The sequence below is a fragment of the Thermomonas sp. genome, assembly GCF_029945965.1.
Classification (GTDB): domain Bacteria; phylum Pseudomonadota; class Gammaproteobacteria; order Xanthomonadales; family Xanthomonadaceae; genus Thermomonas.
The window spans coordinates 225,040-249,635 of the sequence record NZ_JAQSDO010000015.1 but is presented as its reverse complement, the minus strand read 5'-3'; the positions used below and the strand labels follow the sequence as shown (position 1 = coordinate 249,635).

The 24,596-nt window shown below is 63.9% G+C and carries 21 protein-coding genes; 14 read left to right on the top strand and 7 right to left on the bottom strand.

The features are described from left to right. Nucleotides 1-545: 545 nt before the first annotated feature. The 3 genes from PSV05_RS07450 to PSV05_RS07440 all read left to right on the top strand — a co-directional run bounded on the left by PSV05_RS07450 (nucleotide 546) and on the right by PSV05_RS07440 (nucleotide 4,478). Complete coding sequence (locus tag PSV05_RS07450) at nucleotides 546-1,646, top strand: Glu/Leu/Phe/Val dehydrogenase dimerization domain-containing protein (RefSeq protein ID WP_300063719.1); 1,101 nt, start codon at nucleotides 546-548, stop codon at nucleotides 1,644-1,646. 258 nt (nucleotides 1,647-1,904) lie between these two features. Next, entirely contained in the window at nucleotides 1,905-3,062 is a 1,158-nt protein-coding gene (locus PSV05_RS07445; protein WP_300063717.1) for an isovaleryl-CoA dehydrogenase, read from the top strand. 138 nt (nucleotides 3,063-3,200) lie between these two features. Next, nucleotides 3,201-4,478, top strand: a complete 1,278-nt coding sequence (locus PSV05_RS07440; RefSeq protein WP_300065390.1) for a sorbosone dehydrogenase family protein — start codon at nucleotides 3,201-3,203, stop codon at nucleotides 4,476-4,478. Nucleotides 4,479-4,533: 55 nt separating this feature from the next. Here PSV05_RS07440 and PSV05_RS07435 read toward each other — a convergent pair whose 3' ends face one another. Then, the gene (locus PSV05_RS07435) at nucleotides 4,534-7,512 is read right to left on the bottom strand and encodes an autotransporter serine protease (RefSeq protein WP_300063715.1); all 2,979 of its coding nucleotides are present in this window, start codon (nucleotides 7,510-7,512) and stop codon (nucleotides 4,534-4,536) included. Nucleotides 7,513-7,724: 212 nt separating this feature from the next. Between PSV05_RS07435 and PSV05_RS07430 the strand changes: the two genes are divergently transcribed. The 4 genes from PSV05_RS07430 (at nucleotide 7,725) to PSV05_RS07415 (ending at nucleotide 11,870) form a co-directional block, all read left to right on the top strand. After that, the gene (locus tag PSV05_RS07430) at nucleotides 7,725-8,900 is read left to right on the top strand and encodes an acetyl-CoA C-acyltransferase (RefSeq protein WP_300063713.1); all 1,176 of its coding nucleotides are present in this window, start codon (nucleotides 7,725-7,727) and stop codon (nucleotides 8,898-8,900) included. Nucleotides 8,901-9,024: 124 nt separating this feature from the next. Next, on the top strand, nucleotides 9,025-9,384 hold the full coding sequence (locus PSV05_RS07425) for a hypothetical protein (protein ID WP_300063711.1): 360 nt from the start codon (nucleotides 9,025-9,027) through the stop codon (nucleotides 9,382-9,384). A gap of 211 nt (nucleotides 9,385-9,595) precedes the next feature. Next, nucleotides 9,596-9,979 carry a hypothetical protein gene (locus PSV05_RS07420; protein ID WP_300063709.1) on the top strand — a complete coding sequence of 128 codons (384 nt, stop codon included), beginning with the start codon at nucleotides 9,596-9,598 and terminating at the stop codon, nucleotides 9,977-9,979. A 280-nt stretch (nucleotides 9,980-10,259) separates the two neighbouring features. Continuing rightward, a complete protein-coding gene (locus tag PSV05_RS07415; protein ID WP_300063707.1) occupies nucleotides 10,260-11,870 on the top strand; it encodes a carboxyl transferase domain-containing protein in 1,611 nt (536 codons plus the stop codon). Between the two features lie 114 nt (nucleotides 11,871-11,984). Here PSV05_RS07415 and PSV05_RS07410 read toward each other — a convergent pair whose 3' ends face one another. Genes PSV05_RS07410 through PSV05_RS07400 form a run of 3 tightly spaced genes read right to left on the bottom strand, consistent with a single transcriptional unit; the run spans nucleotide 11,985 to nucleotide 13,939 of the window. Further along, nucleotides 11,985-12,710 (bottom strand): hypothetical protein, encoded by a 726-nt coding sequence (locus PSV05_RS07410; RefSeq protein WP_300063705.1) that lies wholly within the window; start codon nucleotides 12,708-12,710, stop codon nucleotides 11,985-11,987. Further along, a complete protein-coding gene (locus PSV05_RS07405) occupies nucleotides 12,707-13,579 on the bottom strand; it encodes an FTR1 family protein (RefSeq protein ID WP_300063703.1) in 873 nt (290 codons plus the stop codon). The genes PSV05_RS07410 and PSV05_RS07405 overlap by 4 nt, the downstream gene beginning before the upstream one ends. Nucleotides 13,580-13,600: 21 nt before the next feature. After that, nucleotides 13,601-13,939, bottom strand: coding sequence for a cupredoxin domain-containing protein (locus PSV05_RS07400; protein WP_300063701.1), 339 nt, complete (start codon nucleotides 13,937-13,939; stop codon nucleotides 13,601-13,603). Nucleotides 13,940-14,311: 372 nt separating this feature from the next. Between PSV05_RS07400 and PSV05_RS07395 the strand changes: the two genes are divergently transcribed. Both PSV05_RS07395 and PSV05_RS07390 read left to right on the top strand, forming a co-directional pair. Beyond that, nucleotides 14,312-14,851 (top strand): polymer-forming cytoskeletal protein, encoded by a 540-nt coding sequence (locus PSV05_RS07395; protein WP_345782241.1) that lies wholly within the window; start codon nucleotides 14,312-14,314, stop codon nucleotides 14,849-14,851. Then, nucleotides 14,848-15,201 (top strand): hypothetical protein, encoded by a 354-nt coding sequence (locus PSV05_RS07390; protein ID WP_300063700.1) that lies wholly within the window; start codon nucleotides 14,848-14,850, stop codon nucleotides 15,199-15,201. The genes PSV05_RS07395 and PSV05_RS07390 overlap by 4 nt, the downstream gene beginning before the upstream one ends. A gap of 19 nt (nucleotides 15,202-15,220) precedes the next feature. On the opposite strand, the gene PSV05_RS07385 is transcribed toward PSV05_RS07390, so the two are convergent. The 3 genes from PSV05_RS07385 to PSV05_RS07375 are packed head-to-tail and all read right to left on the bottom strand — an operon-like array spanning nucleotide 15,221 to nucleotide 17,561. Beyond that, a complete protein-coding gene (locus PSV05_RS07385; protein ID WP_300065388.1) occupies nucleotides 15,221-15,454 on the bottom strand; it encodes a DUF6587 family protein in 234 nt (77 codons plus the stop codon). A 2-nt stretch (nucleotides 15,455-15,456) separates the two neighbouring features. Next, nucleotides 15,457-17,316 carry a ferrous iron transport protein B gene (feoB, locus tag PSV05_RS07380; protein ID WP_300063698.1) on the bottom strand — a complete coding sequence of 620 codons (1,860 nt, stop codon included), beginning with the start codon at nucleotides 17,314-17,316 and terminating at the stop codon, nucleotides 15,457-15,459. Then, entirely contained in the window at nucleotides 17,313-17,561 is a 249-nt protein-coding gene (locus PSV05_RS07375) for a FeoA domain-containing protein (protein ID WP_300063696.1), read from the bottom strand. The genes feoB and PSV05_RS07375 overlap by 4 nt, the downstream gene beginning before the upstream one ends. 132 nt (nucleotides 17,562-17,693) lie before the next feature. Between PSV05_RS07375 and PSV05_RS07370 the strand changes: the two genes are divergently transcribed. From PSV05_RS07370 to PSV05_RS07350, 5 genes are read left to right on the top strand one after another with little or no spacing between them, the layout of a single operon-like run. Beyond that, entirely contained in the window at nucleotides 17,694-18,479 is a 786-nt protein-coding gene (locus tag PSV05_RS07370; protein ID WP_300063695.1) for an enoyl-CoA hydratase-related protein, read from the top strand. 42 nt (nucleotides 18,480-18,521) lie between these two features. Continuing rightward, nucleotides 18,522-20,582 (top strand): biotin carboxylase N-terminal domain-containing protein, encoded by a 2,061-nt coding sequence (locus PSV05_RS07365; protein WP_300063693.1) that lies wholly within the window; start codon nucleotides 18,522-18,524, stop codon nucleotides 20,580-20,582. A 5-nt stretch (nucleotides 20,583-20,587) separates the two neighbouring features. Beyond that, nucleotides 20,588-21,484, top strand: a complete 897-nt coding sequence (locus PSV05_RS07360; protein ID WP_300063691.1) for a hydroxymethylglutaryl-CoA lyase — start codon at nucleotides 20,588-20,590, stop codon at nucleotides 21,482-21,484. After that, nucleotides 21,481-24,057: an EAL domain-containing protein gene (locus PSV05_RS07355; protein WP_300063689.1), complete on the top strand. Its 2,577-nt coding sequence runs from the start codon at nucleotides 21,481-21,483 to the stop codon at nucleotides 24,055-24,057. Before PSV05_RS07360 ends, PSV05_RS07355 begins: the two co-directional genes overlap by 4 nt. Then, entirely contained in the window at nucleotides 24,054-24,551 is a 498-nt protein-coding gene (locus PSV05_RS07350; protein ID WP_300063687.1) for a GNAT family N-acetyltransferase, read from the top strand. The genes PSV05_RS07355 and PSV05_RS07350 overlap by 4 nt, the downstream gene beginning before the upstream one ends. Nucleotides 24,552-24,596: the final 45 nt, after the last annotated feature.

Sequence of the window (24,596 nt, the reverse complement as noted above, 5' to 3'; positions counted from 1 at the left end):
TCACTGGGACTGGCGCAGGTTCGGGTGCGGGGGCCACCTCGACAATTGCCTTGGGCACGGATTCGGGCATCGCTGCCGCTTTGGCGGCCGTCGTAGTTTGCTCGGCCGGCATCACGTGCGTGTCGTTGTTTTCACGCGTTGGCGCGGAGCTGCAGCCCGCGAGCGTAAGCAACAGCCCGGCGATCGCCGTCCTGTGGATGGTGTGCATGGATTACCCCCTGATTACCTGAACAGCTGATTTGCGACGTCGCCAGCCGGACTTGCACGGCTGTCTCTACAGCCCATACGCCGCCAGGGGCGGCCCGGATGCATCCGGGATTAAAATAGTTTCAAAAGAGCTGTTTCCACACGCATGCGTATGGAAACCGCAAGCGCCGCGCGACCTGCACAACGCGCTTTTGCTGGCCGACCTGCGTAAAATTCGCGCCGCGATCCGAACCTCGCGCCTACCGTCGCTCGACACCGCATATTCCTGATTGTTCCAGCGACTCAACACACACTGGCTGACGCCGCCAAGCGGACCTCGTCCAGACTGGGAGCACCCGATGATCTTCGAAACCCTCGACACCACCGGCCATGAGCAGGTCGTGTTCTGCCACAACAAGGATGCCGGCCTGAAGGCCATCATCGCGATCCACAACACGGTGCTTGGCCCGGCACTGGGCGGCACCCGCATGTGGCCGTACCAGACCGAGGCCGAAGCCCTGAACGATGTGCTGCGCCTGAGCCGCGGCATGACCTACAAGAACGCAGTGGCCGGCCTGAACCTTGGCGGCGGCAAGGCCGTGATCATCGGCGATCCGGCCAGCGACAAGTCCGAGTACCTGTTCCGCGCGTTCGGCCAGTTCGTGGAATCGCTGGGCGGCCGTTACATCACCGCCGAGGACGTCGGCATCGACGTCAACGACATGGAATTCGTCTACCGCGAAACCCAGTACGTGACCGGTGTGCACCAGGTCCATGGCGGTTCCGGCGATCCCTCGCCATTCACCGCCTACGGCACCTTGCAAGGCCTGATGGCGACCTTGAACAAGAAGTTCGGCGATGAGGATGTCGGCAAGTATTCCTATGCCGTACAGGGCCTGGGCCACGTCGGCATGGAGTTCGTGAAGCTGCTGAAGGAACGCGGCGCCAAGATTTTCGTCACCGACATCAACAAGGGCCTGGTCGAAAAGGCCATCAACGAATACGGCGCCGAAGCGGTCAGCCTGGACGAGATCTACGACGTGCCTGCCGATGTGTATTCGCCCTGCGCACTGGGCGGCACGGTCAACGAAGCCACCTTGCCGCGGCTCAAGGCCAAGGTGATCTGCGGCGCGGCCAACAACCAGCTGGCCAACAACGCGATCGGCGACGAAGTGGCCAAGCGCGGCATCCTGTACGCACCGGACTATGCGGTGAACGCGGGCGGCGTGATGAACGTGTCGCTGGAAATCGACGGCTACAACCGTGAGCGCGCGATGCGCATGATGCGCACGATTTATCACAACCTGGCGCGCATCTACGAGATCGCCGAACGCGACGCGATCCCGACCTACATGGCAGCCGACCGCTTGGCCGAGGAGCGTATCGAGCAGATCGGCAAGCTCAAGCTGCCAATGGGCCGCGGCACACCGCGCTTCCAGGGTCGTATCCGCGGGCATTGATATATCGACCTGAGCTGCGCTCAGATCAATCCCAAAGTTTGAAAAAATCAAACTTTGGGCCCCGCTGATCGCCATCCAAATCCCCGCCGCTGTCGCGGCGCACCCTTTACCAAAGGGGGCTACCTCAATCCACGCCACGACAGGGGTTGTTTGAATGAGGATTTGGATAACGGGTGAGACCAACGCGGCATAATCAACGGGGCCCCACGGCCCCGTCTGTTTTTTCGACGAGTTATTCACGAACACAGGACCAATGTCATGCGCCCGTTCCCCCTTGGTGAAGAGATCGATGCCCTGCGCGACGCCGTGCGCCGCTTTGCGGAGGCCGAGATTGCACCACGCGCGGCGCAGGTCGACGAGGACAATGCCTTCCCGCAGGAGCTGTGGCTGAAGCTGGGCGAGATGGGCCTGCTCGGCATCACCGTGCCGGGCGAATTCGGCGGCTCGGAGCTGGGCTACCTGGCGCATATGGTGGCGATGGAGGAGATCAGCCGCGCCTCGGGTTCTATTGGCCTGAGCTACGGCGCGCACAGCAATCTGTGCGTGAACAACCTGTACGCCAATGGCAACGATGCGCAGCGCGCGAAATACTTGCCGAAGTTATGCACGGGCGAGTGGAAGGGCGCGCTGGCGATGAGCGAACCCGGTGCCGGTTCCGACGTGGTCGGATCGATGAGCTGTCGGGCGGAACTCAAGGACGGCCAATGGATCGCCAACGGCACCAAGATGTGGATCACCAACGGCCCCGAGGCGGACGTGCTGATCGTCTACATGCGTACCGCAGGCAAGGACGCCGGCAGCCGCTGCATGACCGCCTTCATCGTCGAAAAGGGCATGCCTGGTTTTTCCACCGCGCAGAAGCTGGACAAGCTCGGCATGCGCGGCAGCAATACCTGCGAACTGGTATTCGAGGACTGCGCGATCCCGTCTGAAAACGTGCTCGGTGAAGTCAACCAAGGCGTCAAGGTACTGATGAGCGGCCTGAACACCGAACGCCTGGTGCTGTCCGGCGGGCCGATTGGCCTGATGCAGGCCGCGCTCGACATCACCCTGCCCTACGTGCGCGAGCGCAGGCAGTTCGACGAGGCGATCGGCACCTTCCAGCTGATGCAGGGCAAGATCGCCGACATGTACACGTCGCTGCAGTCATCGCGCGCCTTCGCCTACCAGGTTGCGCGCGACTATGACGCCGGCCATAAAAGTCGCGTCGATGCGGCATCGTGCCTGTTGCATGCCTCCGATGCCGCGGTGCAGGTCACGCTGGAAGCGATCCAGTCGCTGGGCGGCAATGGCTACATCAACGAATACCCGGCCGGCCGCCTGCTGCGCGATGCCAAACTTTATGCAATTGGCGCCGGCACCAACGAGATCCGGCGCATGCTGATTGGCCGCGAGCTGTTCAACGGCAACAGCTGACCACGCGCCAATCGCGCCATTTGGCGCACGCCCCGCTCACGCACTAACTGCTACACGACAGGCTCCAAAGTTCTCGGAGCTGCGTCCATGATTGCATCGCGATTACGCGCAATGCCCGCTGCCCCCGCCTTGGCGACGATGTTGTCGCTCGTAGGCTGCGCCGCGCCCGCAATGTTGCCGAGGTCCGCGACCACCGGTCACGATCCGACCCTGCCTGCGCCGGACCATTCGTTGATCCCTACGGTGGATATCGCGCCGGCGGAAGGCTGGCCCGCAGGCACTGCGCCCACCCCGGCGCCCGGCCTGGCCGTCACCCGTTTCGCCGACGGCCTGGTGCATCCGCGCTGGCTGCTGGTGTTGCCCAATGGCGACGTGCTCGTCGCGGAGACCAACGGCCCGCCGGGCAAGAGCGGCATCACCGGCATCAAGGGCAAGGTGATGGGCGTGGTCATGAAGAAGGCCGGAGCCGGGGTGCCGAGCCCGGACCGCATCACCCTGCTGCGCGATGCCGATGGCGACGGCGTGGCCGAAACCAAGCACGTGTTCCTGAAGGGTCTGCATTCGCCGTTCGGGATGGCGCTGGTGGGCAACACGCTGTATATCGCCAACGCGGCGTCACTGGTTTCGGTTCCCTACACCAGCGGCCAGACGCAAGCGACCGCCGAGCCCACCAAGGTCATCGACCTGCCCGGCAACGGCAAATTCAACCACCACTGGACCAAGAGCTTGTTGCCCAGCGCCGACGGAAAACGCCTGTACATCGGCGTGGGTTCAAACAGCAATGCCGGCGACAATGGCATGGCGGTCGAGGTGCTGCGTGCCAACATCCTCGAATACACGATCGCGACCCATGCGCTGCAGGTATTCGCTTCGGGCTTGCGCAATCCGGTTGGGCTCGCATGGGAGCCGGACACAGACGCGCTGTGGGCCGTGGTGAACGAACGCGACGAACTCGGCAGCGACCTGGTGCCTGATTACCTGACCTCGGTACAGCGCGGCGGCTTCTACGGCTGGCCCTACAGTTACTGGGGCCAACATCTGGATCCTCGGGTGAAACCGCAGGCGCCGGAATTGGTGGCGCGCGCGATCAAACCCGACTATGCGCTCGGTAACCATGTCGCGCCGCTTGGCCTCGCATTCCATCCCGGTGGTGTGTGGAGCGGCGGTCGCGCGGGTGCGGTAATAGGCCTGCATGGCTCATGGAATCGCAAGCCACTGGCGGGTTACAAGGTGGCTTTCGTGCCGTTCGAACAGGGTCGCCCGAAAGGCGCAATGCAGGACCTGCTGACCGGCTTCGTGGATGCCGATGGCAACGCGCGCGGCCGGCCGGTCGGGATCGCGGTAGCCAAGGATGGCGCGCTGCTGGTCGCCGACGACGTCGGCAATTCAGTGTGGCGATTGACTCCAAAACGCTGATGCGAAAACGCCGCGATCAAAGCCGCGGCGTTTTCATGGGCCAATGTGCTTCCGGTCAGAAGCGATACGCTGCTTGCAACGACGCCATCGTGCTTGCGCCGATTGCACCTGTGCGGCGACTGAGGTCAAAGCGAAACGACGTGTTGTTGTCTACGCTTGCCGACACGCCCAACCCGAGCAAGGAACTGCGGCTGCCCAATGCAATGCCCTGCAATGGCGCCCACTGGGTCAAACCGGTGTAACTGGCATCGAACAGTTGCCCGCGCGACGCGAGCGTCTGCTGCCATTCGGCGCGCGCATCGGCACGCAGGTCGATGCCACCCACGCGCCAACCGCGATCGGCGCGCAAGCCAGCGAAACCCTGCCAGCGGCTGCTGTCCCAGGCATTGGCGCGCAGGCCGAAGCCGGTCGCACTGGCCTCGGCAAAACCGTCATTGCCGATGCGCACGAACTGGCTGCCCAGATAAGGCGTCAGCGCAATGTCACTGGTGCCCTCGAAACGCCAGCCAATTTCGCCGGATGCACTGGTGTAGCTGCCAGCCAATTGCGTGGCTACTGCGTCCTGCAGTGAGCCGAGCAGCAGGTTGCGCTGCAGTTGGCGCTCGAATGAACCCAGCGCCAGTTGCGCCTGGCCGTACCAATCGCCGTGCCAGCTGGCGGCATACAGTTGCATCTCGCGCTGACGGCCGCGGTTGCGATCGCCGAACGCGCCCAGCCAGCTGGATTGCTCGATCCGGTTCATGCCGATGCCGATCACGGTGTTTTGGCCGGCCTGCCAATCGTTGCCGATCATCTCGCCCGACGCGCCCATGCCGATGCTGTCGTAGCTGCTTTGTGCCAGCGTGCCGCTGCTCGACAGGTCGCGATACCAGCCACCAACGCCACCCACCGCATTGCGCGCATGCGCGAGACGCTCGATGCGCCCATCCAGCGCACGACGTCCGGCATCGATGCCATCGAAGGTCATCGCCGCCGACGCCGCATGCAATTCACCCGACAGGCTGCGCAGGGAGATGTCGGCGTTGGCAATGCTGGTCGACCGCTGCAGATCGCCGGCTGCATCGATAAAGCTGCTGCCGATGCCCGCAGGTGCGAAGCCAGCAAGCTGGCCATCGATCGCGGTCATCGCCGACTCGACACGCACAGCCGACGTCTGCGTGATCGTGGACAGGCTCATCCCCGCCACGGCGGTGGCGACATCGATCCGGTTGATGTTGAGGAACACGTTGTTCGGGTCGTAGGCAAGGCTGGCATCGAGGAAGACGTTCGGCGCGGCCTTCAGCGTGCTGAAGGTGCCACTCACGCCACCCACCGAATTGAGCAGGGTTTCCTTGGCAGTGGTGGTGTACCCGCTCTTGACGCCCAGGATCGACATCTGCCCGTCGATCATGGCCGTGCCGGTGACTTTCAATGTGCTGCCAAGCCAGACCCCGAGGTTGCCGGTCGAGGACTGGATGAAATTACCGGCGATTGCTGCGGGCGTACTGGCCCCACCGAAGAAGCGGCCGCTGTTGCTGACGTTGCCGCCGAAGCTGCCGCTGCCCCAGACGGTGGCGCCGCTCGCAATCGACAGGTTGGAACGCAGGCCCTTGCGGATGTCCAGTCCACCGGCCTGGACCTGAGTCACACCGGTGAAATTGGCGGTTTCAGCCAAGGTCAGGATGCCGCTGCCGGCCTTGGTCAGGCCGCCGCTACCGATGATCGGATTGCGCCACACGGAATTTCCGGAAAACGACACGCTGACATCGCCCCAGGCGAAGTTGCTGGGGCCGTTGGCAGCTTTGGTGACGTCCAGCAGGCCCCAGCCGAAGACCGGATCCACGCCCGGAGCGCCGAGGTCCTTGGCAGCAGCCAGCAGGCTTTGCCGAACCAGGTCATTGTTGAAATACGGAAACACCGACCACACCACCGCTGCAGCACCGGACACCAAGGGCGCTGCATACGAGGTGCCGCCGCCTTTGTAGAGGCCACTGGTGGCTTGCGAGGTCGCCTTGGAGTCGATGAACACCACGTTGCCCGGTGCAACCAGGCAGTAATTCATCGCGATGCCGCACTGCTGCGAGTAGCTGGTCAACTGCGTGGGAGTGTCCGGATCCAGCGCGCCGACTGTGAGCCATCCCTTCTCGAGCGCAGCATCGTTGGCAATGGTCGGCAGCGCAGCATTGTCGGAAGGATTGCCGGCAAAGCGCGGGTCATCGCCGCTGTTACCGTTGGCAAAGACCACAATCCCGCCGCGGTTGACCACGAAGTCCTTCCACGCATTGGCCAATTCCACGGTCAGTGCAGGATCGTTCCAGTACAGGCCACCCCACGAGTTGTTGATGACCTTGGCACCTGCAGTGGCGAGCTCGGCATTGAGCGCCTGGAAATAATCGCCGTAACCCTCGCCAGCGAAGATTTCATTGCCTCCGCCGGAACCGTCATCGACCGGACGTGCATCACTGATGAAGCGAGACGACGCGATGTTGGCATCCTGGGCCACGCCACCGCCCCAAACTCCGGTATTGCCGGAGTTGGTTCCATCTGCGTTCAAGTAGTTGCCGACGGCCGATCGACCAGCCGCCAGCGATGCCACCGTGGTGCCATGGCCAACCACGTCGTCGATGCTCAGGTTGTTGGGTGGCGAATTGACATGAATGAAGCTGCTGGTGACCCGGCCGTTCAAGGTCGGATGGCTGCGATTCACTCCGGAATCGAGAAACCCGATCGTCACGCCCTGCCCCTTCAACCCGGCACCCAAGGCACCCATCGCATTGATCAGGCTCAGGTGCAGGTTGAGGCTGGGGTTAACAAAAGTGATGGGCGGAGCCAGAGTCGGGATGGCAGGTGGATTCACTACCAGAGTTGCGTCATTGGCCACATTCGGCGTGAAGCCGATCCCGCCAGTTGGTGGTGGTGTAGATGGCGTGACTGGCGGCGTGGCTCGCACACCACCGCCACCGCCACAGGCAGCCAGCGCCAGCGCGATCGCGCATGGCAGCAATGCTGAAGCCATCGGGCGCCTGCGGATTGATTGTTTGTTGTATGTCTTCATGCCCCACTCCAAAATTTCGCGCCGGCTGCATGTCGGCCGGATCCTCTCGCGTAGACGCATGTTGTATGCCAGTCCGCAGAGCATCTCAACGATTTTTTAATGAACAGGCCGGCCTTGTCGCAGCGCAGCATCGATCATCGTTTCGCGCCATAATCAGGGGATTCGATAATCAGATACCCGGCCCAGCCGGCCCCACGACCCGGGAGTTCTCCATGAGCGACATCGTCATCGTTGGTGCCAAGCGCACCGCCATCGGTTCATTCCTCGGCCAGTTCACCGGCGTACCAAGCCCCACCTTGGGCGCCACCGCGATCAGTGCTGCACTGGCGCAATCCGGCGTGGACGCCGCAAGCATCGATGAAGTCATCATGGGCTGCGTACTGTCCGCCGGCCTCGGCCAGGCACCGGCACGCCAGGCCTCGCGCGCCGCAGGCATCCCGGATGCCGCCGGCTGCACCACCATCAACAAGGTCTGCGGCTCCGGCATGAAGGCAGTGATGCTGGCCCACGACCTGATCAAGGCGGGCAGCGCAAGCGCCATTGTTGCCGGCGGCATGGAATCGATGACCAATGCGCCGCACCTGCTCAATGGCTCGCGCACCGGCATCCGCTTCGGTAGCGCCGAGTTCCTTGATCACATGGCTTACGACGGACTGACCAATCCCGACGATGGCAAGGCGATGGGCGTGTTCGGCGACACCGCCTGCAACAAGTACGATTTCGACCGTGCCAAGCTCGACGGCTTCTCGGCGGAAAGCGTCAAGCGCGCCCAGGCCGCGCAGGCTTCCGGCGCGTTCGCCGCCGAAATCGCGCCGGTGACCGTCAAGACCCGCAAGGGCGAGGTCGTCGTGGACCAGGACGAGGAGCCCGGCAAGATCGACACCAGCAAGATCCCGGGCCTGCGTGCGGCATTCGGAAAGGACGGCGTGTTGACCGCGGCCTCCTCATCCAAGATTTCCGATGGCGCGGCTGCGCTGGTGGTGATGTCGGCCGAGGCGGCCAAGGCCGCCGGCGCCACGCCGCTGGCACGGATTGTTGCGCATTCCACCCATGCACAGGCCCCGGAATGGTTCACCACAGCCCCCGTGACCGCTATCCGGAACGTGCTGGCCAAGGCGGGCTGGAACGTGGCTGACGTGGACCTGTTCGAGATTAACGAAGCCTTCGCCTGCGTAGCCATGGCACCGATGACCGATCTGGGCATTCCGCATGAAAAATTGAACGTAAATGGCGGCGCTTTGGCGCTGGGACATCCGATTGGGGCATCCGGCGCTCGCTTGCTGGTCACCTTGCTGAACGCCCTTCAGGCCCGTGGCGGGCGCCGCGGAGTGGCGTCCCTGTGCATTGGTGGCGGCGAAGCCACGGCCATGGCGGTCGAGTTGATGTGAAGAAATAAAACGAAAATATGAAAAAAAACAGGCCAACCGCTTGACACAGGATAATGGCTTGTCATCATGTTACGGGCGCGCAGTTTGCGCGTTGCCAAATAACTTACGACGAGGAAACCGTATCATGTCGATCAACAAGATCCTGCTGGCAATGGCGCTGGGCCTGGCCCTGACCGCTTGCACCAACAAGGAGCAGGCCGCTGACGCCTCTGCTGATGCCGCTGCTGCTGCTGGCGATGCCCAGGCTGCTGCCAACTCCGCCGCTGCAACCGGTGACACTGCTGCTACAGACGCTGCCCAGGCCGCTGCCGACACCGCTGCCATGGCTTCTGACGCTGCTGACTCCGCTGCCACTGCCACTGCCGCTGCTGGCAGCGACATGTCCAAGGCTGACTCCGCTGCCGACTCTGCTGAGAACGCAGCCGACGCCGCTGGTCAGGCCAAGGACGCCGCGGTAGACGCTGCTGCTGCTGCCAAGAAGTAATATTGATTTGGCGTAACCACGCCATGTTCAATATCGCAAGATCGAAGAGCCGTCGGTATACCGACGGCTTTTTCGTAACCAGCCTCTCGGGGCTGCGAACATAAGTAAGTCAGTGAACGACCCGCCGGTCACAGATCGGATCGCGAAGCCCACTGGCGTTGCTTGATCCAAAACCCGAACCATTTTCCATAACTCATCAGGAGAGAACCCAATGAATACCAAGCTCGTAGTGCTGCTCGCCGCTGGCGTCCTCGCCCTGTCGGCCTGCAAGAACGAAACTCCGGAAGCCAAGCAGCAAGCTGCCGAAGCCTCCGCCGCCGCCGACCAGGCTGGCAATGCTGCTGCCGACGCTGCTTCTGCTGCCGGCAACGCCGCCCAACAGGGTGTCGAATCTGCTGCCGCCTCCACCGGCGAAGCCGTGGGCGAAGTCGCTGCCAACGCCCAGCAGGCTGCTGATGCTGCCAAAGCCGCTGGTGCCGAAGCTGCTGCCGGCGCCGCCTCTGCCACTGCCGACGCTGCGCAGAGCACTGCAGACGCCGCACAGCACGTGGCCGACAAGGCTGATGCTGCTGCTGCAGAAGCCAAGAAAAACTGATTTTCTTAGCATCGCGATCCCTGAAAGGCCCGCCTCGGCGGGCCTTTTTTTTGGCTCGTTGCCCGCCTCGGCGGGCCTTTCGTTTTTGCGGGTTGCTTGCGCGCTAGCAGCATCGTGATGCCTCAGCTCTCGAGCACAATGCCTGCCTGCGCAATCACCAACGATTTGATGCTCGTAGCATCACCATTGCGGCATGCCGAAAGCAGGTGCCCTCAGCGGTTATCCTGTGGCATTGCCAGATTGATGGCTGACGAACAATGAACCAATAAATGGCCAACCGATGCCCGCGCTGACCTCCCAGATCGATCCCCGCTCACAGGATTTCCAGGACAACGTCGCCTGGCATCGCGAGCTGGTCGCCGAGCTCGACCGCCGCCTCGCACATGCTGCCGATGGTGGTGGCGAGAAGGCGCGCAACAAGCACACCGAACGCGGCAAGCTGCTCCCGCGTGATCGCATCAGCGCGCTGCTTGATGCCGGTTCGCCATTCCTGGAGATTGCCCCGCTCGCCGCCGAAGGCATGTACGACGGCGCCGCACCTGCGGCTGGCATGGTTTGCGGCATCGGCCGGGTGATGGGACAGGAAGTCGTGGTGGTGGCCAATGACGCCACCGTCAAGGGCGGCACCTACTTCCCGATGACGGTGAAGAAGCACCTGCGCGCGCAGGAGATCGCCCGCGAGAACCACCTCCCTTGCGTCTATCTGGTCGATTCCGGCGGCGCGTTCCTGCCGCTGCAGGACGAGGTATTCCCGGACAAGGAACACTTCGGCCGGATCTTCTACAACCAGGCGCGGCTGAGCGCGGAGAACATCCCGCAGATCGCGGTGGTGATGGGTAGTTGCACCGCTGGCGGCGCCTACGTGCCGGCGATGTGCGATGAATCGATCATCGTCAAGGAGCAGGGCACGATCTTCCTCGGCGGGCCGCCACTGGTGAAGGCTGCCACGGGCGAAGTGGTCGATGCCGAAACCCTGGGCGGCGCCGACGTGCATACCAGAATCTCGGGCGTCGCCGATCATTTCGCCGAGGACGACCGCCATGCGCTGGAAATCGCACGCGGGATCGTCGGTACGCTGAATCGCAGCAAGAAGTTGCCGGTGGCGGTACAGCCATCGCGCCAGCCGTTGTTCGCCGCTGAAGAGTTGTACGGCATCGTGCCGAAGGACGCGCGCCGTCCATTCGACATCCGCGAGGTCATCGCGCGCATCACCGACGGCAGTGAGCTACAGGAGTTCAAGGCGCGCTACGGCAAGACCCTGATCACCGGCTTCGCGCACCTGCATGGCTATCCAGTCGGGATCATCGCCAACAACGGCATCCTGTTCGCCGAAAGCGCGCTGAAGGGCGCGCACTTCATCGAACTGTGCAACCAGCGCGGCATCCCGCTGGTGTTCCTGCAGAACATCACCGGCTTCATGGTCGGCAAGAAATACGAACAGGCCGGGATTGCAAAAGACGGCGCCAAGATGGTGACTGCGGTGGCATGCTCGCATGTGCCCAAGTTCACGGTGGTGATCGGCGGCAGTTTTGGTGCCGGCAATTACGCGATGTGCGGCCGCGCCTACGGTGCGCGCTTCCTGTGGATGTGGCCGAATGCGCGGATCAGTGTGATGGGGGGCGAACAGGCGGCGACGGTGCTGGCCACGGTCAAGCGCGACGGCATCGAAGCCAAGGGCGGTGTGTGGACGCCCGAGGAAGAGGAAACATTCAAGGCGCCACTGCGCGATCAGTACGAGTTGCAGGGCAACCCCTACTACGCCACCGCGCGGCTATGGGACGATGGCATCATCGATCCGGCCGATACGCGCCGGGTGCTGGGCCTGGGGCTGTCAGCCTCGCTGAATGCACCGATCGCGGATCGCAGCCGTTTCGGCGTGTTCCGGATGTAGGTAACGCTACGGCCACCGCGGCCACTCCTGGAGCGCCTGCACGCTGTTCCAAGCGGCAGGCTCTCTCGGCGCGGAAGCAGTTCCTGCAGGGAACCATTCTTTGGCTGGCGGGGGCTACAGCGCCAGTTCGTACTCCAGTTGGAAGCGCACGGTGGTATCGGGCGCACCGGCGGTGACCCCGGCCAGGACCGCGCCGTCGTACTTGATCTTGTGACCCGACGGCAACCGCATGCTGCCGAACAACGCAGGACCCAGTTTGGACTCGTGAGCCTTACCCAAAGCGCCAGTCGGGCCGAGGTCGCCAAAGCCCTGCAAGCCGAATTCCAGTTTCGGGTTGCCGCGATGCTTCCATTGCCAGGCGTAGCCCAGCTCGGTCTTGGCACCGTCGACAAGCTCGCGCGAGAACTCGAAGTTGAGGTTGAATTGCTCGCGTCCCACCTGGGTCTGGAACAGTGGGCCGAACTCGATCTCGTTCAGTCCCCTGGCGCGGTTGTGCACGACCTCGGCGATCAGGCCGATGTCCAGCCAATGCTTGCCCGGCTCGGTCAGCAGGAAGATGTTCTCGGACTTGAACTCCTGGATCTGTCCGCCCTCGCCCGGGGCCCGGGAATAGAACACGGCCAGTTCGGTGAACCAGCGCGTGGTAACGCCGTAGCCGACGTCGAACACGTACTGCTGGCCATCACCTTGGTCGGTCCCGTTGTAGTCCTGCCAGCCGCCACGGAACTCGAGTTCAAGTTCGCGGTATTCGACTTTCGGCAGGTAGACCTTGGAGGCGGCACCGGCATGCGCCGGCAAGGACAATGCCAGCGCAGGCGCGGCCAAGGCGACTGCAATCAATGCGATTCGGAGCGGCTGGCTGCAGAGGGAACGGGAGTGACGACTGGACGGACGGGTGTTGGCGCGGATTGGGACGATCCCCATATTTTCATTCCTGTCAGGATGAGCAAAGCGGTGACTGTGTAGAAAACGAGTTGCATGCCTGACGGTCGCGCGTCGTACCCGATGAGGGTGCGCAGCGTCTGTCCCAGCAGCGACTGGTTGGAGAGCAGCCCGGAGGTATCCCAGACCTGCTGCGAAAGCGGAGGCAGGAGGTCGGCCTGGATCAGGAAGTGCGCCGCCTGCGACGCCAGTCCCGCTGCCAACAGCAACACCATCCAGTTGGTGGCGGTAAAGAAATGGCGCAGCGGAATGCCGAGCAGCCCGAGATACAGTGCGACGCCCACCGCGCCTCCCGCCAGCAGCCCGGCCGCTCCGCCGGCGGCCATCGAGGCGGCGCCCGAGCCGCCTGCGCCCATGCCGTATAGGAACAGGACGACCTCGGAGCCCTCGCGCAACACGGCCAGCGCGACCACCAGCATTAGCGCGCGTACCGGCCGCGCACCGGACACGACCTCGGCCCCGACGGTCTTCATCTGCAGCGCCAGTTCGCGGCCATGACGCGACATCCAGATTGCATGCCAGGCCAGCATGAGCACGGCGGCAAGCAACACACCGGCATTGAGCAGTTCCTGGCCCATGCCTTCGGCAGCGGCGGCGACGCGGCCAGCCCCCAGCGCCAGCACGACTGCACCGGCCAGGCCCCAGGCGACGCCCATCGCCACCCAGCGGCCGCGCCCGGCTAGCCCGCGAGTGGCGGCGAAGACAATACTGATGATCAGCGCGGCCTCGAGGACCTCGCGAAAGACCACGATGGCGGTGGCAAGCATGGCGGGATCTCCAGTGGCAGCTTATTCGGCGATGATCTTGCCCTTGGCGGTTTCCATGTGGAACTCGCCAAAGAAGGGATAGGTCCCGGGTCGCAGCGGACCGATGTAGACGACGATGCTGCTTCCGCCCGCGACCACTTTTTCGCGGTTCAACTCGTAACTCTCGAACTCTTCGGCAGTAGCGTCGCGGTTGACCACGGTGAGCTTGATCTTGCGGCCGGCCGGCACGACCAACTCTGCGGGCTGGAAGCGGTGACCCTGGATCACCAGGCTGGCCTCGTACTGATCGGCGGCGGATGCGGCGGGAGCACCAAGGGCGAGGCCGAGCAATGCAAGGCAGGTGGGAATCAGTCGGCACATGGAACAACTCCAGTTTGATTCTCAAATGCTAATAGTTCTCATTGACAAATGCAATCCATCCTCAACTGAACCTGGCACGCGAACCCCGGGAACGGCAATGGAACAGGAAGCCGTGATTGGGCCCGTACCAGCCCACCGCACGGCTGCGGGACGACCGCGTCATCGTCCGGCGACAGGCGTCGCGTCGTAAGGTTGGGTTTATCGGCATCGCTGACTGCGCCAATCATGGATCGCAGCCGTTTCGGCGTATTCCGGATGTAGCGCACGTTTCCTGCATGGGCGGCGACTTGCGGCACCCAGTTGACGTATTCATGCAGGAAATCGTCGCAAAGTAGTGATAGCCTCGATGCCCACCCCCGTGGAGCTCGACCGATGGCCATCTGGAAAGACCCGACCCCGGCTGCCAAGCCTGAATCGCACCGCTTCGATCCACCCGCACCGAAACCCGAACCGGCTGCCTCGACGCCGCCCCCTTCACCAGCCCCGATCCGCGCAGTCGAAGCCGCTGCGCGCGAATCGATCATTGCCGCCGATCTCACCATCGAAGGCAAGATCGAAGGTGCTGGCCACGTCCGCATCGCCGGCAAGTTCAAGGGCGACGTGCGCGTGCAAGGCAACCTGACCATCGAACAAGGTGCCAAGGTCAGCGGTGGCGTCACCGCCAACAAGGTCACCCTGGCCGGTGAACTGAACGGCAACGTCGAATCCGCGCAACAGATCGAGTTGCAACAGACCGGCGTGGTCAACGGCGACCTCAAGACCGGCTCGCTGACCGTGGCCGCTGGCTCGCGCATCCGCGGCCATGTGGAATGCGGCTGGAGCGAGAAGGACAGCAAGACGCTCACCCCGTCGACCTCGTCAACTTCGTCGGCGAGCTCCTCAAACAAGATGGAGAGCGGCAGCGCCGCATGAACGCGGCGCGCCCGGGTACGACAGGTGCGACCCGCACCTGTCCGCACTGCAAGACCGTGATCCTGGAAAGTTCGCCCGTGTGTCCGGCCTGCCGCGGCCACCTGCGTTTCGATACGCCGGTGGTGGATGCATCCGAGCACTTCGTGCCCTTGCAGGTCGAAGGCACGATCAACGCGCCCGCCGATAGCGCGTTCGAATACACCATGGTCGTGGTGATCCGCGACGAGCACGGCAAGGAAGTCAGCCGCCATGTGGCCGGTGTTGGCGCAGTCTTCCCCGGCGAATCACGCAGCTTCAATGTCAGTGTGGAAGCCGTGACGGCCTCTGCCGGCAAGCGGCGGCGGCACTAAACCGTCGGCTCCAATCAGGCTAGTCGCAACCGTTGCAGCCGCCGCAGTCCTTGCCGCCTGCGGCAGGCTCAGGCGCGATCCAGCGACCCATTTTCTTCAGCACGTCGGGCGAATCTTCGCGCAACATCGACAATGCTATCGCGATGCGCAGGCGTCGGGTTGCGCCCGGGAACTGCTTGCGCATGACCACGATCAGACTGGCAATGACCGCCAACGCGATCAGCAGGTATTGCGCGAGCAGGCCCACACTCATACTCACCCCGCGCCCATTGCAACCGCGACCTGATATGTCAGCAGCGAAGCCAGGTAGGCCAACGCAAACAGGTAAGCGGTGGCGAACGCGGTCTGCTTCCAGGAATGGGTTTCGCGGCGGATCGTGGCCAGCGTCGACAGGCACTGCGGCGCATAGATGAACCACACCAGCAGCGACAGCGCGGTGGCAACCGACCAGCCCTGGCTGATGATCGGGGACAACGCCTGCGCGGCGGCATCATCATTGGCCACAGACAACGCATAGACCGTGGCCAGCGAGGACACCACGACCTCGCGCGCGGCCATGCCCGGAATCAGCGCAATGCAGATCTGCCAATTGAAGCCGATCGGCGCAAACACGTACGTCATCACTGCGCCGATCCGCCCGGCGAAACTGTGTTCGATACCGCCGCCGGGGAACGACAGCAACACCCACAGCAGGATGGTCATGGAAAGAATGATCCCGCCCACGCGCTTGAGGAAGATCATCGCGCGTTCCCATAGGCCAATCGCAAGATCACGCAGGTGCGGCACGCGGTAGGACGGCAATTCCAGCAGCAGTGGATGCTCGCTCTTGTCGCGCCGCCACTTCTTCATCATCCAGGCCACGCCCAGCGCACTGACGATGCCCGCGGCATACAGTCCGAATAGCACTAGTCCCTGCAGGTTGAACCAGCCCACATCGCGCGCCGGGATGAACGCGCCGATCAGCAGCGCGTACACCGGCAATCGCGCCGAACATGTCATCAGCGGCGCTACAAGAATCGTGGCAAGGCGATCGCGCGGATCCTGGATCGAACGCGTCGCCATGATCCCCGGCACCGCGCAGGCGAAGCTGGACAGCAACGGAATGAAACTGCGCCCCGATAGACCGGCGGCGGCCATCATCCGGTCCAGCAGGAACGCCGCGCGCGGCAGGTAGCCGCTTTCTTCCAGCGCGAGAATAAAGAAGAACAGCACCAGGATCTGTGGCAGGAACACGATCACGCCGCCCACGCCGGCGATGATCCCGTCCACCAGCAGGCTGTTGAGCGGGCCTTGCGGCAACGCTGCGCCGACCGTGGCGCTCAGCCAACTGGTCGCAGCCGCGATGGCATCCATCATCGGCGTTGCCCAGGCGTATACCGCCTGGAAGATCAGGAACATCACCACGCCCAGCGCGAGCAGCCCAAACACGGGATGCAGCAACCAGCGATCAAGTGCATCGTCGATCGAAGCTGTCCGCCGCGGCATGGTCACCGCAAGCGCCAGCAGGCGACGTGTCTCAGCGTGCAGGTCGGCTTGCAGGTCAGCGCCGTCGGCCAGTTGCATCCGTGGCGGAGGAATGTCGGTACCGAGTCGTTCAAGTTGGTCGATCAGTGCTCGCGCGCCGTCGCGACGCACTGCCACGGTCTCCACCACTGGCACGCCGAGTTCGCGCTGCAAGGTTTCGATGTCGATGCCGATGCCGCGATGCCGCGCCGCATCGGCCATGTTCAGTGCGACCAGCATCGGCCGCCCAAGCTGGCGAAGTTCCAGTGCAAAGCGCAGGTGCAGGCGCAGGTTGGTGGCATCGACCACGCACACCAGGAGGTCCGGCGCAGCCTCACCAGGATAGAAACCGCGGATCAGGTCGCGGGTCACCGCTTCGTCCAGGCTCGCCGCATTCAGGCTGTAGGCACCGGGCAGGTCGAGCACCGCGTAGTGGCGACCGGACGGCACGCGCAACTGGCCTTCCTTGCGCTCCACCGTCACGCCTGCATAGTTCGCGACCTTCTGCCGGCTGCCGGTCAGCAGGTTGAACAGCGCGGTCTTGCCGCAGTTCGGACTGCCGACCAGGGCGATGCGCGGGATCGCGGCAACCATGTCGGCGCTGGGACTCATGCGCCGATTCCGTTGCTGCGCAGGCGGACGCGCGCGGCCTCGACCTGGCGCAGCGCAAAGCGGGTATAGCCGACCTGCACCAGCAAGGGTTCGGCGCCAAGCGGGCCAGCGGCGACGACCTGCACTTCCTCGCCAGCCACGAATCCGAGTTCGCGCAGACGACGCGCGATCACGTCGTTGGGCACGTGATCCTCGACGTCTTCAACGATGGCCGGCGTGCGCCGGGCGAGCTGGTTCAATTTCACGGCGAAAGCCGAATGGGAATTGTTCGCATTCTAGCATCCACTCGCACTGCGTGACGTTTCCCACTGCCAGAAGCGCGACGCCAGCTATCATGTCCGTTCACCTTCGTGGTGACTGCCTTGCCTGGAGATGAGATGAGCGATCGCCTGCAACTGCTCCGCGATGGTCCGGTCGCGCGCCTGCGCATGACCCGGCCGCAGGTCCACAACGCCTTCGATGCCGAACTCATCGGCGAACTCACCGCAGCGCTGCAACAGGTCGCTACCGATGCCGGCGTGCGGGTGCTGGTGCTGGAAGCCGAAGGCGCCTCGTTCTCGGCCGGCGCCGACCTCAACTGGATGCGTAGCATGGCCACTGCCAGCGAGGATGCCAACCGCATCGACTCGCTCGCCCTCGCCCGCCTGATGCGCACGCTGGATGAACTGCCGAAACCAACCATCGCCCGGGTCCAGGGCGCGGCCTTCGGTGGCGGCGTCGGCCTGGTTGCCTGCTGCGACATCGCGATTGGCGCCGAAGGCGCGAAGTTCGGGCTGACCGAATCGAAACTCGGGCTGTTGCCGGCGGTGATCTCGCCATATGTCATCGCCGCGATTGGCCCGCGCCAGGCGCGCCGCTATTTCGCGACCGCGGAAATCTTCGATGCCACCGCAGCACTGCGCATTGGCCTGCTGCACCAGGTGGTCGATGCCAATGCACTGGACGCTGCGGTGCAGGCGCAAGTGGCGTTACTGCTCAAGGCCGGCCCGGTCGCTGCGGCATCGGCCAAACAGCTGGTGCGCGACGTATGTGCGCATGCCGACGGCAACCGCCATGATGCCGACAACGCCGCACTGATCGCGCGACTGCGTGTGTCACCGGAAGGCCAGGAAGGCCTGTCTGCATTCCTCGACAAGCGCAAGCCACAGTGGATCGCCCAATGAGGATTTCCCTATGAGAACTAGCCTCATGAAGATCAGCGCCTGATGTTCGACACCATCCTCATCGCCAACCGCGGCGAAATCGCTTGCCGGGTTATCCGCACCGCACGCCGGCTCGGCATTCGAACGATCGCTGTGTATTCCGATGCCGATGCCGATGCACAACACGCGCGCTTGGCCGACGAAGCCCACCACATCGGTGGCGCGCGCCCACAGGACAGTTATCTGCGTGGCGACGCAATCATCGAGGTCGCGAAACGCACGGGCGCACAGGCGATCCACCCCGGTTACGGCTTCCTGTCCGAAAACGCCGACTTCGCTGATGCAGTGGAAGCCGCCGGCATCGCCTTCATTGGCCCGAAGGCCGCCTCGATGCGCAAGATGGGCAGCAAGGCCGGTGCCAAGGAACTGATGGCCGCAGCCGGCGTGCCGGTGGTGCCCGGCTATACCGGTGAGGACCAGTCATCCGGCCTGCTGCAGCGCGAAGCAGACAAGATGGGCTACCCGCTGATGATCAAGGCTGCGCACGGCGGCGGCGGCAAGGGCATGCGCATCGTGCGCGAATCCGGCGAATTCGCAGCGAATCTCGAAAGCTGCCAGCGCGAGGCTCGCAATGCCTTCGGCCGCGACCGCGTGTTGCTGGAACGCTACATTGAACAACCCCGCCACATCGAGATCCAGGTGTTCGGCGACAGCCATGGCGGCGCGATCCATTTGGGCGAACGCGAGTGCTCGGCACAGCGTCGCTACCAGAAAGTGCTGGAGGAATCGCCCTCGCCGTTCCTGACACCAGAGCTACGCGCGAAAATGGGCGCCGCTGCGGTGCAGGCTGCGCACGCGATCGACTATGCCAATGCCGGCACGGTGGAGTTCATCGTTGATGTACATGGACGCACGAATGCCGCGGGAGGCAGGATGCCGGGAGCGGCCGGCCAAGGCGGCGATTTCTATTTCATGGAAATCAATACCCGCCTGCAGGTCGAACATCCGGTCACTGAGGAAGTCACCGGCCTGGACCTGGTCGAATGGCAATTGCGGATTGCAGCAGGCGAACATTTACCTCTGGCGCAGGAGCAAGTGACCCAGACTGGCCATGCGATCGAGGTTCGCCTGTACGCGGAAGATCCGGATGCCGGTTTCCTGCCCGGATCCGGCACCTTGCAGACGCTGCGCATGCCTGAGGCGTCGCGACATGTTCGGATCGATTCCGGCGTGATCGAAGGCGACACCGTCACCATTTTCTACGACCCGATGATCGCCAAGCTGATCGTCTGGGACGAAGACCGCCCACGCGCACTGGCGCGCATGCGCGACGCGCTGGCGGCATGCGAGATCGTCGGGCCGAAATCCAATATCGGTTTCCTCGAACGCCTGACCCGGCACCCGGTGGTGACCGAAGGGCGCATCGATACCGGCTATCTGGACCGGCATCTGGATGAATTCCTGACCCCAGCCGAGCTTGATCAAGGTCTGCTGCTGGCCGCTGCCGCCACACGCTTGCTGGTACAGGAAGCCGAGGCCAGCGAGCGTGCCGCAGCCAGCAGCGACCCGAGCTCACCCTGGGGCACCTCCGATGGCTGGCGGCTGGGCCATGGTGGCGCGCGGCGGCTCGCATTCGCGCATGGCGGCGCGCCTGGCGAAAGCCGGCGCATCGAACTGGTCGCGCACGGCCACGCTGGCAACTATCGGATCGAGTTGGACGGCACCTCGCACGAGATCAGTGGCGCACGCCTGCACGATGGCGTGCTCAGCCTGCGCCTGGATGGCGCGATGCGGCGCTTGCATGCCAGCGCTGATGCCGCCCGTGTGCTGGTCCACGATGGCCGGCAGCGGCTGCGCCTGAATTCGGTGGAGGTGTATCGTCGGCAGGATGCCGGTAACGATACCGCCGAGCACCGCATCCGCGCACCGATGCCGGGACGCGTGGTGCTGGTGCAGGCCAAGCCAGGCGATACCGTGAGCGCAGGGGACGTGGTGCTGGTGATCGAGGCGATGAAGATGGAACTGGCATTGAAGGCCCCGCGCGATGGCGTGGTCGCCGAGATACGCACGACGGCCGGCGAATTCGTCGAGGCCGATGCCGTACTGGCGACGTTGGCGCAATAGCGGTGATGCTCCCGGCACAAGTGCGCATCGTTGAAGTCGGGCCACGCGATGGCCTGCAGAACGAGAAGACCGAGATCAGCACCGCGGACAAGATCACGCTGATCGATAAACTCTCGGCCACCGGACTGCGCAGCATCGAAGCCACTGCTTTCGTCAGTCCGAAGTGGGTGCCACAAATGGCCGATGCCAGCCAGGTGCTGGCCGGGATCACCCGCCGCGACGGCATCAGTTATCCGGTGCTGGTGCCGAACGAACAGGGCTATGATCGCGCACGCGCGGCTGGTGCTGAGGAAGTCGCGGTATTCACCGCTGCGTCGGAAGCCTTCAACCTGAAGAACACCAATGCCGGCATCGACGAATCGCTGCGCCGGTTCGAGCCGGTGCTGGCACGTGCCAAGGCCGATGGCGTGCGCGTGCGTGGCTACGTCTCCACCGTGCTGGGTTGCCCTTATCAAGGCGTGGTGCCGATCGCGGACGTGGTGCGGGTCGCACGTAGCCTGCACGACATGGGTTGCTACGAAGTCTCGCTGGGCGACACGATTGGCGTTGGCACACCGGCCAAGGCGCGCGCGATGTTGAAAGTGGTCGCCGAAGAAGTACCGATGGCGGCGCTCGCCATCCATTTCCACGACACCTACGGACAGGCACTGGCGAACGTGCTGGCCTGCCTGGAAGAAGGCGTGGCGGTAGTCGACAGCGCAGTGTCGGGCGCCGGCGGCTGTCCGTATGCGAAAGGCGCCAGCGGCAACGTCGCCAGCGAGGACGTGGTCTACATGCTGCACGGACTCGGCATCCGGACTGGTATTGATCTCGACGCACTGGCCGCGGTTGGTCGCTGGCTTGCCGTATTGCTCGGCCGTGAGAACGGCAGCAAGGTCGGCAAGGCATTGGCCGCACGATGAATGCACCACAGCCGCCAGCCAAGGCGGACCCCACCGCCATGTCGGAAAACCCTGCCCTGGACGCATTGGTGCAGTCGCTGCAGCAGGCGGCCCACGATGTTGTTTTGCCCGATCCCACCCGCGCGTTGTTGATGGAATCCGCGCGTGAACTGCGCGCCGCGCGCGACGCGATCGATGCCGAACGCACCCGCTACCGCGCCCTGTTCGATGCCGTACCGGACCCGGTCAGCGTGCTCACCCGCGATGGCACCGTGCTCGACCTCAACAAGGCCGGCATGGCGGCGTACAAGCGTCCGCGCGAGGAGATCATCGGCAAGCCGATCGACATCCTCAATCCGGAACTGCCGCGCGGCCACATGGTGCCGGTATTGGAGGCGCTCGATCGCGGTGAAACCTATGTCATCGAAGTCACCAACATGCGCGCGGATGGCTCGCGCTTCCCGGTGGAAGTGCATTCGGCCAACCTGGTCTACGACAGCCAGCCCGCAATCGTGGCGGTGGCCCGCGACCTGAGCCAGCGACAGGAAGCGGAAATCCGCTACCGCGAACTGATGGAGGTGATCGACAAGGGCATCCTCATCCAGGAACGCGACGGTAAATGCGTGTTCGGGAATTCGGCGGCGATGCGCATCCTGGGCGTCGGCGCGGGCGAGGCACTGGCGGAGGCACTGGACCTGCGGCGCTGGAAATTCCTGCACGAACACGGCCACGAAATGCCGCTGGCCGAACACCCAGCGATGCGTGCGCTGCGCAGCGGACGCATCGTCGAAAGTACAGTGCTCGGCCTGTTCCACCTGCATCGCCGGCAACTGACCTGGATCACGGTCACGGTGGTGCCGCAGTACGCACCCGGCGAGGACACGCCAAGCCGGCTGCTGTCGCTGTTCAGCGATGTCACCGAACTCAAGCGCGATGTCGCCTGGTTCGACCGTGCGCAGGCTTTGGCCCAGATCGGCGGCTGGCAGTGGGATCGCGCCGGCGACGAAATGTACCTGACCGAGGAGGCAGTACGAATCCTCGGCGCTGTCACCACTCCGCACGACATGGAAGGCTTCCTGGCTTGCCTGCACGACGCCGATCGGCGCCGCCTGCGCGACCTGCTGTCCAGGATCGGCCAGGGCACCGGCTTCGAAGTCGAACTGCAGGGGACGCAAGGTGATGGAACGCAGTTCTGGATCAGGATGATAGGCGAGTCCGAATCCGGCGGCCCCGGCACCGACCTGCTCACCGGCACCTTGCAGGACGTCACCGACCGCAAGCGCGCGGAGGACACCCTGCGCGTACAGGCGCAGACCGATGCGTTGACCGGCCTGATGAACCGCGATGCGATCCTGGCCAAACTCGACACGCGCCTGGCCGATCGCACCAGCAACCACATCGCCCTGCTCTACATCGACCTGGACCGTTTCAAGATCGTCAATGACGTGCTTGGCCACAATGCCGGCGACGTACTGCTGATGGCGGCGGCACAGCGCATGCGCGATGCGATCGGCACCGAAGGCCTGCTCGCCCGTTTCGGCGGCGACGAATTCGTGGCGATCTGCGACATCCACGACGATGTTGGCCGCCCGGAACGGCTGGCACGCAACATCCAGAACGCCTTCACTGACCAGTTCTGCCTGCAGGGCGAAGAGTTCAACGTCACCACCAGCATTGGCATTGCCCGCGCACCCACCGATGGCGAGACTTCGCAGCAGCTCATCCAGAGCGCCGACGTGGCGATGTACGACAGCAAGCGCCGCCATCGCAATGGATGGCAGTCATATTCGCCCGAACTGGCATCCCGCCAGCACGAGCGCTTGCAAACCGAAACCCAATTACGCCGCGCACTCGACAAAGGCGAGTTCCACCTGGTCTACCAACCGCAGGTGGACCTGCGCACCGGTCGCATCGTGTATGCCGAAGCGCTGGTGCGCTGGCGCAATCCACAACTGGGCGAGATGCGCCCGGATCGCTTCATCGAACTGGCCGAAGGCACCGGTGACATCGTTCGCATCGGCAACTGGGTCCTGCGCGAAGCCTGCACCCAGATGCGCCGCTGGCGCGAACAGGGCCTGCCGATCCAGCGGGTGGCGGTGAACGTTTCGTATCGGCAATTCACCGGCGAAAACCTTGGCGAAAGCGTGCGCCAGGCATTGCTGGATGCCGACCTGCCCGGCTCGGCACTGGAGCTTGAGCTGACCGAACGCGTACTGGTCGACGACAGTACTGACACCCTGATCGTGTTCGACCAGTTGCGTGCGCTTGGCGTGCAGCTGTCGATCGACGATTTCGGCGAGGGCTACAGCGCGCTGAACTACCTGCGCCGGCTGCCGATCAATGCGCTCAAGCTGAGCCATTCGTTCATCAAGGGCGTGCCCGGCAAGCCGTCGGATGTCGCGATTTGCCAGGCGGTCGCCGGGATCGCGCAGAGCCTCGGGCTGGGCTTGGTCGCGGAAGGAATCGAGAACGAAGCACAACGGGATTTCCTGCTGCGGCTCGGAGTCACCACCGGCCAGGGCTTCCTGTTCGCGCCCGGTTTGCTGCCAGGTGAATTTGCCAAGCGCGTTGCTGCACAACAGGACACAGCATGACCGAAGCACTCCACTACCAACTTCGCCCGATCCGTGGCGAGGACGACGCAGCCATGGCTGCGGTTATCCGCACGGTGATGCCGGAGTTCGGCGCAATCGGAAGTGGCTTCGCTATCGCCGACCCGGAAGTCGACTGGATGAGCCGCGCCTATGCCGAACCGCGGCATGCGTATTTCGTGGTCGAATCCGGTGGTCGCCTGCTCGGTGGCGCCGGCATGGCGCCATTGATTGGCGGCGATGTCGACACCTGCGAACTTCGCAAGATGTACTTCCTGCCCGAAGCGCGTGGCCACGGCGCCGGCACCGCGATGATGCAGTGCTGCCTGGACGCAGCCCGCGCCGCCGGCTTCAAACGCTGCTACCTGGAAACCCTGGCCGGCATGGACGCGGCCATGCGCCTGTACGAACGCAGCGGCTTCCAGCGCATCGCAAAACCTATGGGCGCAACCGGCCACGGCGGTTGCGATGCGTTTTATTTGCTGGAGTTCCAGTAATCCGGACAAAGCGGCGAGACCGTCGCGTGATCGCGCAGGGGCATT